Here is an 8,473-nt window from a genome sequence, read left to right as displayed (position 1 = left end):
ACCTTCCCGTTCCCCGTCCTTTCAAGCCATTCGAGGGCCTCCCTGTTCAGACTGTTCCTGCATGATTGATGCAGTACTCCCCGATTTGTCTGTGAGCAAGCATGTTGTACTCTATGGATTTGTCAATCTTCGAACGGCTATGATGTTGTGGACTTTTCTTTCTCCTTTGTTGTCGAATTTCTTATTGTCACTTGGGTGGTTGACCACTTGACCATTCACCCATAAGGTGGTAGAACCGCCTCCATCCAGATTAAGTGCGCAATGTGCCTTCAGAATTCGCAAAAGATAGGCAAGTTCTGCAATGGACATTCCATCTGCGTGCCCTTCTGCCCTTCCATCTACCGCTACCAGCATTATGTCACCTTCTTTTGTGAGTGCAATGGCACTTCTGGGATGTCTGGTCTCTGAGAATTCCCGATCTATCGTCGTGAAGTCACACGTCTTGCCGTCCTGCATCAAGAGCGGTCCGGACGCAAGTATATCCCCATCCAGCGGGAACCCTTTCTTCTCATTTTCGTCGTTCCATGGTATGATCCGGATATTGTTATCCACCATGTGTACGGCACCATTGACACGCAAATGCCTTTCTTCGGTAGTTGTCGTATCTATTACCGCTTCATTTTTACGGAGGTAACAGGTAGAGAAGCCTTCCTTGATACTGAAGTACGACCCGTTTATGGCTGCAGAAGAACGGCTTTGTTCAGCCAATTGGCTAGTGGTGGTCAGCGAGTCCGTCGTAGCAATAAAGGCTGTATAGCCTTCCGCTCTTCCAATGGTCAGGATGCTGATGGATTGCTTGCCTCCAAACAGGCCTTCTATCGAAGCTTGTTTCAACTGGATGCCTTGCAGTGAAGATGTTCTCTCCCATTTGGCCGATACGATGGCCAGGGAATCCGATGGATTGCTGGCTTTGGAAAGCTGTACGCCCGTGAGTGTGAGCACTGAAGCAAAGATGAAACTGAGATATTTATTCATGGTTTTCAGATGATTTGATGACAATGAACGAGGTTACTCTGCGTTGTCCCGCATGGTCGAATTTCTTGTTGTCAGTCGGATGGTTCACGACCCCTCCTACTCGCTGCTCTGAAGAGGCAATCCACATGGTAGTGGACCCTCCACCATCCAGGTTCAAGGCTGATTGGGGGCAGAAGTAAGTAAGTAGAAATCGGGTCAGTTCGTTTGCAGACATTCCTGCCGCCTGGGTACTTCTTCCGTCAACGGTTATCAAAAGCAGTTTCTTATGCTCTGTAAGTGCTACCGCTGTCCGCGGGTGTCTCACTCCCTGGTGCCTTCTGAAGTCTTCGTAATCAAGCTTGTTCAGGTCCATTCCTTCTACGTTTCCGGTAAAATTCAGCCCTACAGGATCGTTGTTGTCTATCAACATGGGAGCACCGGATAAAATGTTTGCTGCGGGGTGTGAAAGAAAAGTCGAGTCGCTGGCAAATCGGATGTCGATGTTCTTGTTGTCGTCATCGAACAGGAAGGCACCTTCGTGTTTCCAGTATCGAATGTGTGTGCTGTCCAAACGGTTTTGGGCAAGGAGTCTACCTCCGATTTTGATGAACGATGCTTCGGCCTCGTAGGTTCCGTTGATGGCGGCAGCCGCATTGTTGCGTTCCGCTACAGAAGATAGGGAATCCCCATGCTCTTCGTAAACAAGCTGTATATCATAACTTGGGGAGGTCAGGTCGACCTCGAGAACGTCTACATTTTGGTGCGCTTGGCTGATGGAGTCATATCCGGCGAATCGGTAATGTATCAGTGCCGGCGCAATGGTGTCTGCCACCCACCCGTCCGAAATACGCAGTACCGGGTTTGAAGCTGATCCCTTGTTGGATATTGTCATGCAAGACAAGCACAGTAGGGAAATAAAGGCGGTTTTCAGTTTTTTCATGAGAATCCATTAAAAGTTGGGCGTTGGGGTATTCCCAACGCCCGATAGTGACTATTTCCGTTGCCCTTCACATTCCAATCGAAACAGAGGTTGGCAGGCTGTCCCAACAGAAACCAACAGTATCCCGACCGAGCAGGGCAACGATGAATAACAGGGATTGGTTTATCAGTTATATTCGTTGAGGTTGGGATTGTATTGCACCTCTGATTCCGGCAAGGGAAGATAAAGGTTTGTCTTTCCGTTCATGGACACTACCTCTTCGGAAATCTTGTTGGTACGAATCAGGTCAAAAAACAGGAAGCCCTCACAGTAAAGTTCCTTTCTGCGTTCCAGGGCTACTTTCTTCTGGTAGTCTTCCTCCGAAGCAATATCCGAGTTGTTGTACGGATTCAATCCTCTTGAACGGCGCAGCTCGTTCAGTCTATTCAGTCCGTTCCGTCCTTGTGCTTCCGCACTAATCAGGTACATTTCTGCAATACGTGAAACGATGAGCGGCGTAAAATCTCTGAACTTGTTCATGATGATATAGGTTTCGGAAACGCTCTCCAGCGTAGTGATGCAGGTGTTGTTGCGCGTATCAGCCGGATCCTCGAACAGTTTCTCCGATTCGGGAGACGGGCAGAGAAACCAGCTTCCTTTCATCGGTGAGTTGTAGGTGGTGAACAGGGCGTACAAGTTCTGGCCTCCTTCGCTAGTGTTGTTGCGGAAACTGAAGATTATCTCGCTGTTGTTGGTTGTCGTGAAGATGTTGTCGTAGTTTTCGCTGAGTTTGAATTTGGGATTTGCGATCAGCGTTTCAGCCATATTTTTGGCCGTTTCCATATCTCCGGTTGTCAGGGCCAAGCGTGCCATCAGAGCTTGGGCTGCTTCGAGGCTTACCGTGAAGGGTGCGCCCGAAGTTTCACCAAAAGGTTTCAAATGTCCTTCATCGATACAAAAACTTAACTCTTCCTTGATGAAGTTGAACACAGCGGACTGTTTGTCACGCTTTACGTTCTCCAGGGTATTGTCCTTGATGATGGGAACACCATCCCAGCGTGTGGCCAGACAGTAATAGGCGTATGCCCGGAGGAAACGAGCCTGTGCCTCTATATGGGTGTTCTTTTCACTGGGCTCCAAATTGGAAAGGATGGAAAGGGTGGTATTGGCATTGTAAATGGCCTTGTAGTAACCACGCCACATCGTAAGCAGCGTACCGTTATTGGAGGGTATCTCGTTGTTTACAAAGTCATTGGAACCGCTCAGGTAGGTATTGATCAGATTCTCGCCCCGCATGTCAAAGAGTACCCAGGTGTCGCGACCCGGGTCGTTCTGTAACGAGCGGTAGGTACCGGTTAGCAGTTGTTCCACTTCACCTTGTCCGAGAATGGAGGGTGAGACGGCCGTTGCAGGTTCCAGATCCAACCAGGAGCAGGAACTGGTACCCAACGCGGTGCCCAGCATTAATGTATATATCAGATGATTTAGTTTCATGATGAATATCGATTATAAATGAATTATATTTAGAAAGTAAGATTGAAGCCGCAGACAAACGTACGCAACTGAGGAACGGTCATGGCATCCTCGCCCATTGTCTTGGAATTGTTGACTGAGTAGCTGACTTCAGGGTCATATCCAGGATAAGAGCTGATGGTCCACAGATTCTGTGCGGACAGGTACACACGCATATTGCTGATGTTCAGCTTCTGGGTCAGGTTTGACGGAAGGGTATACCCCAGTGTCACATCCTTGAATTTGAAGTATGAGCCATCATGAAGCAGGTAGGTAGATGCCTGTGTGTTGTGCGTGCTGATCATGGCACGAGGTATCGAGTTGTTTGTGCCGGGGCCGGTCCATCGGTTGGCAGCAATGTCCTTACGCATGCCGTAGTTGTTGTGTCCAACGGCATCAATACCACCCATACCGGTAGCATAGACATCGTTGCCAACGGAGAAAGTGTTGAAGATGGTCAGGTCGAAATTGCCGTATCTGAACCGGTTGGTGAGACCACCGAAGAAATCCGGAAGGGGCTTTCCGACGATTTCCTTGTCGGCGGGTGTCAAATCACCATCATTGTCCTTGTCTGCATACTTGATGTCACCGGCACGAACCCCCTTGGCATAAAGTTTTTCAGGAACCTCTTGATTATCTTGATAGATACCATCCATTTTATACATGTAGAAGGATCCGATGGGTTGTCCCACCTGAAGGACATGGTTGCCTACAGGAATGGGCTTTTCATCAATCAGTGAGGTCAGCTTGTTCTTGATCGTTGAGATGTTGAACTGTGTATCCCAGCTGAACCGGTCGTTCATGATGTTGTGACTCTCTACATTGAATTCGAAACCGGTGTTTCGCATGCTGCCGATGTTTTGGGTAATGGATGAGAATCCAGTTGTAGTATGCAGCGGGCGGTCATAAAGCAAGTCTTTCGTGTTCTTGATGAAATAGTCCATACCGACAGTGACTCTGTCATTGAACAGCGACAGGTCCAGACCGATGTTTGTCTGGTCGGACTTTTCCCATTTCAAGTCCGGATTGGCCAGGGTGGTGATAGCAATGCCGTCCTGGCCGTTGTAGTTGTGTCCGCCATTTGCCAGTGAACGGGAGTCATAGTTTCCAATTCCTTCCTGGTTACCGGTCATACCCCAGCTGGCACGCAGCTTCAGGTCCGAGATGATTCCGTCTTTTGGAAAAAAGGATTCGTTGCTGATGCGCCAAGCACCTGACACCGATGGGAAGGTACCCCATTGGTTACCGTCAGCGAACTTGGATGAACCGTCTGCACGGATAGAGAAGGTGAAAAGGTATCTGTCCGCATAACCCATGTTCAATCGGAAGAAGGTAGAGATGAGTCGATTCTTTCCTCCGGTGGTAGAAGCGCTGTTGATTCTACCTGCCGCGTTGATGTAGTCAAATTGTGAAGACGGGAAGTCCTTGCCGACAATAGAACTGGCATCTGTGTTGATTTCTTGCATGGAGTACCCTCCCAATGCCGTGAAATTGAAGTCCTTGATCTGTTTGGTATAAGTCAATGTATTATCGATCAGATAATTCTGCATCATCGAACGATAGTCTGTAATCTCACCTTTCGGACTGCCGTAGGGATGGTCCTTAGTCAGCTTCAGATAGTCGTTTGAATAGCGGATGTCTCCGCTCAGGCTGAGCTTGTATTCCAGTCCTTCCAACAGTTTGATGGTCAGGTAGGCGTTGGCCAGCACTCTGTACCATTCGTTTTTGGACTTTTGTTCATTTAGGACCTGGATCCCGTTGTGTCGTGGAATATCCACGCCTCCAATCATGTATCTTCCATCTTCTTTGAACGGCACATCAAACGGCCGCTGCTCGATGGAGCGTGTAAAGATGCCGTTGCCGACGTTGTCATTGGGAACGCGGTTGTTAATGGTTTTGCTGAGTGCAATGGACACCCCAGTCTGGAAGGCGTTGGAGATGTCGTGGTCGACATTGGTGCGGAGTGAATATCTCCGGAATCGGTTCGTAAGGATAATACCTTCCTGGTCGAAGTATCCCAAAGAAGAGTAGAAACGCGTCTTTTCGCTACCGCTGGAAACCGAAACCTCGTAGTTTTGTACGGCTGCTTGGTCGTGAGTAATGAGATCGATCCAGTCTGTATCGGGTTGTCCCGGACGGGGGTTGACTTCCAGAGTCTTGTAGAGGTTGTCTCCCGGTTTCAGGTTGTTTTGGGTATTGTAGTTGTTGACGGCTTCGTTACGAACAGTAAGGTAAAGATCCGAGTCAGCCATTTCGATTTCCTTGGGAAGTGACTGCAAACCGTATGAAGCACTAAGATTTACGATTGTCCGTTGGCCTTTCTTTCCTCTCTTGGTGGTGACCATCACAACACCGTTGGTAGCTCTCGAACCATAGATGGCCGTTGCCGCTGCATCCTTCAGTACGTCTATTGACTCGATGTCGTTGGGATTGAGCATGGACAGCGGATTCTGCACGCTACCACCAAAGCGTCCGTTGACGCCTGAATTGTCCGAGTTGCTTACAGGTATACCGTCAATGACGAACAATGGTTCGTTTGAGCCGTTGATAGACCCTACACCACGGATGCTGACACGGACAGCTCCACCGGGCATACCTGATGCGTTCGTAATGTTTACACCGCTCAGGTTACCTTGCATCATCTGGTCCAAGCTGGTTGTTACCGAAAGCTTTTTGTCGCTGGCCTTGAGTGAGGAGGTTGAACCGGTCAGTTCTTTCTTTTTCTGGACGGCGTATCCGACAACGACCAACTCATCCAGCGCAACTGCATCTTCTTCGAGCACAATTTTCTCGACCAGCTGGTCTCCTTTCAGTTCCTGTGTCTTGTATCCAACGTAGGAGATGACAATGACAGCATCCCGATTGGATAGCGAGAGCTGGTATTGGCCGTTGAAATCTGTGATACATCCGTTGTCTGTACCTTTCTCAAAGATGGTTACTCCAATCAGTGGATTTCCATCCTTGTCAACAATGGTACCGTTGACATTCTTCTTTGTCACAACATACTCTTTGGTCAACATCTTGCTGTAAGTCTGTGATGCAAGAGCAGGATGAGACATCCCTAAGTGACAGCATGTAATACAGATAGACGATGCAATCTGTAAGTAACGTAATTTCATATAACAATATTTAATAACTAAAAATCCTTTGTTGACAAGTAGTCAATAACTCTTAAAAACGGTCGCAAAGTAAGGCATATCCGTATTACAGGGAAAGCGAAACTGGTTAAGTTCCAAATTCGAAAGCGTTAAGAAAATGTTACATAAAAAAACCGGTAAGTCAAAGATGACCGCTCGTATATATTAAGGTATCGTTGCCAAGTATGAGGAGTTCGGGGAGAGGTTCCGGGTAGGTGGATTGTAATCGATTAATGTAAAAAAACGTACTTTATTTTGTCATTGAAACGTTTCTGCCACTTAACTGCTATGTAATATGATGCCGGTATTTTTGCCACCATATCAATAACAGGCATATATCATCAAATACATGAATCATAGAGCAAAAGTCCTTTCCGGCATGGGTAGTGTGCCACTTTTATCCGTCGCTGCGCCAATGTCTTTTTGGAGAGGATGTGGATTGATGGAGCATTCAGTAATCAGCCAAATGGAACTTTGTCGGTATGCGGATAATCCTGCTTTATTGCCTCTAAACCCTGCTTGGAAATAGTAAATTCATCATTTAAATTAATAGATTATATGGAAGTAAAGAAAGTATTGGTGAGTGCATTCCTTTTGACCACTTGCTTGATGAGTGGACAGGCGCAACGCCGGAATGAAATTCAGGTTCCTGATTTGGACGGATATACCACGTTGAAGTGTGACTTTCACATGCACTCTGTGTTCTCCGATGGTCTGGTTTGGCCTACCGTGCGTGTAGATGAAGCCTACCGGGATGGACTGGATGCCATTTCACTGACAGAACATATTGAGTACCGCCCTCACAAACAGGATGTTGTTTCGGATCATAACCGTTCGTTCGACCTTTGTCGGGAACAAGCTGAGAAGTTGGGGATACTTTTGATTAAGGGCAGTGAGATTACGCGAGCCATGGCACCCGGACACTTTAATGCCATCTTCTTGTCTGATTCCAATCCATTGGAACAAAAAGACTACAAGGATGCTTTTCGTGAAGCCAAAAAGCAGGGCGCTTTTATGTTTTGGAACCATCCCGGATGGGATAGTCAACAACCGGATACGACCAAGTGGTGGCCAGAACATACAGCACTCTATCAAGAAGGCTGTATGCACGGTATCGAAGTGGCAAACGGTCATTTGTATATGCCTGAAGCCATTCAGTGGTGTTTGGATAAAAACCTTACGATGATCGGTACTTCCGATATTCATCAGCCGATTCAGACTGATTACGACTTTGAGAAAGGAGAACACCGTACCATGACGTTTGTCTTTGCGAAGGAACGCTCTTTGCAAGGTATCCGCGAAGCTTTAGACAATCGCCGTACTGCTGCTTATTTTCATGAGTTGCTGATAGGACGAGAAGACTTGCTTCGTCCCTTTTTTGAAAAGTGCGTGAAGATTGAAGAGGTAAGTCGTAATGAGCAAGGAGTGACGCTCTCTATCACCAATGTGACGGATCTTGTTTTGAAACTGAAAAAGACAGCGCATGACACTTTATTGGTGTATTTCCGGGATATGACCTTAAAGCCACATACGCGTTACACTGTCCGTATCGGGTTTAAACAGGGTATCAAAGGTGGCGATGTAAATTTCGAGGTAACGAACTTTATTGTGGCTCCCGATAAAGGACTGAAATATACCATTTCTCTGTGAGATGCTATCGATAGTAATTCATGGACTGATCTTTTGCCTGCACGCTGTTCCTACTCTTTTGAAGAGTTAGAATAAGCAATAACGGTGGCATGAATAGCCAAATAGATTGTGATGGCCATGAGTCAATTTATTGAATTTGAGGATTCATCAGACTTGTTCTTTATATTTTATCTACATTCAATCAAATTGATATCAAAAGTTTGAATATCTAATTTAAATTATAGGTTTATATAGATATAAATCAACAAGAAGGTGTGTCGTAATGCACGATGCACCTCTTTTTTGTTCATCACTATACAAA

5 protein-coding genes are annotated in these 8,473 nt (G+C 46.8%); 1 reads left to right on the top strand and 4 read right to left on the bottom strand.

Features of this window, described 5'->3' with window-relative positions; translation table 11 throughout:
- Positions 1-111: 111 nt before the first annotated feature.
- The 4 genes from KTR07_RS27260 to KTR07_RS27245 all read right to left on the bottom strand — a co-directional run bounded on the left by KTR07_RS27260 (position 112) and on the right by KTR07_RS27245 (position 6,504).
- Positions 112-975 carry a phosphodiester glycosidase family protein gene (locus KTR07_RS27260; protein ID WP_005842472.1) on the bottom strand — a complete coding sequence of 288 codons (864 nt, stop codon included), beginning with the start codon at positions 973-975 and terminating at the stop codon, positions 112-114.
- Entirely contained in the window at positions 968-1,894 is a 927-nt protein-coding gene (locus tag KTR07_RS27255; RefSeq protein ID WP_012055748.1) for a phosphodiester glycosidase family protein, read from the bottom strand. Before KTR07_RS27255 ends, KTR07_RS27260 begins: the two co-directional genes overlap by 8 nt.
- A 165-nt stretch (positions 1,895-2,059) precedes the next feature.
- The gene (locus KTR07_RS27250; protein WP_005842468.1) at positions 2,060-3,367 is read right to left on the bottom strand and encodes a RagB/SusD family nutrient uptake outer membrane protein; all 1,308 of its coding nucleotides are present in this window, start codon (positions 3,365-3,367) and stop codon (positions 2,060-2,062) included.
- Positions 3,368-3,396: 29 nt separating this feature from the next.
- Complete coding sequence (locus KTR07_RS27245; protein ID WP_117849275.1) at positions 3,397-6,504, bottom strand: TonB-dependent receptor; 3,108 nt, start codon at positions 6,502-6,504, stop codon at positions 3,397-3,399.
- Positions 6,505-7,080: 576 nt separating this feature from the next.
- Here KTR07_RS27245 and KTR07_RS27240 point away from each other — a divergent pair.
- Positions 7,081-8,172 carry an Sb-PDE family phosphodiesterase gene (locus KTR07_RS27240; RefSeq protein ID WP_005842464.1) on the top strand — a complete coding sequence of 364 codons (1,092 nt, stop codon included), beginning with the start codon at positions 7,081-7,083 and terminating at the stop codon, positions 8,170-8,172.
- The last annotated feature ends 301 nt before the right edge of the window (positions 8,173-8,473 follow it).

It is taken from the genome of Bacteroides sp. MSK.20.82, assembly GCF_019052485.1.
GTDB lineage: Bacteria > Bacteroidota > Bacteroidia > Bacteroidales > Bacteroidaceae > Bacteroides > Bacteroides thetaiotaomicron.
This window is presented reverse-complemented; position numbering and strand designations above follow the sequence as displayed.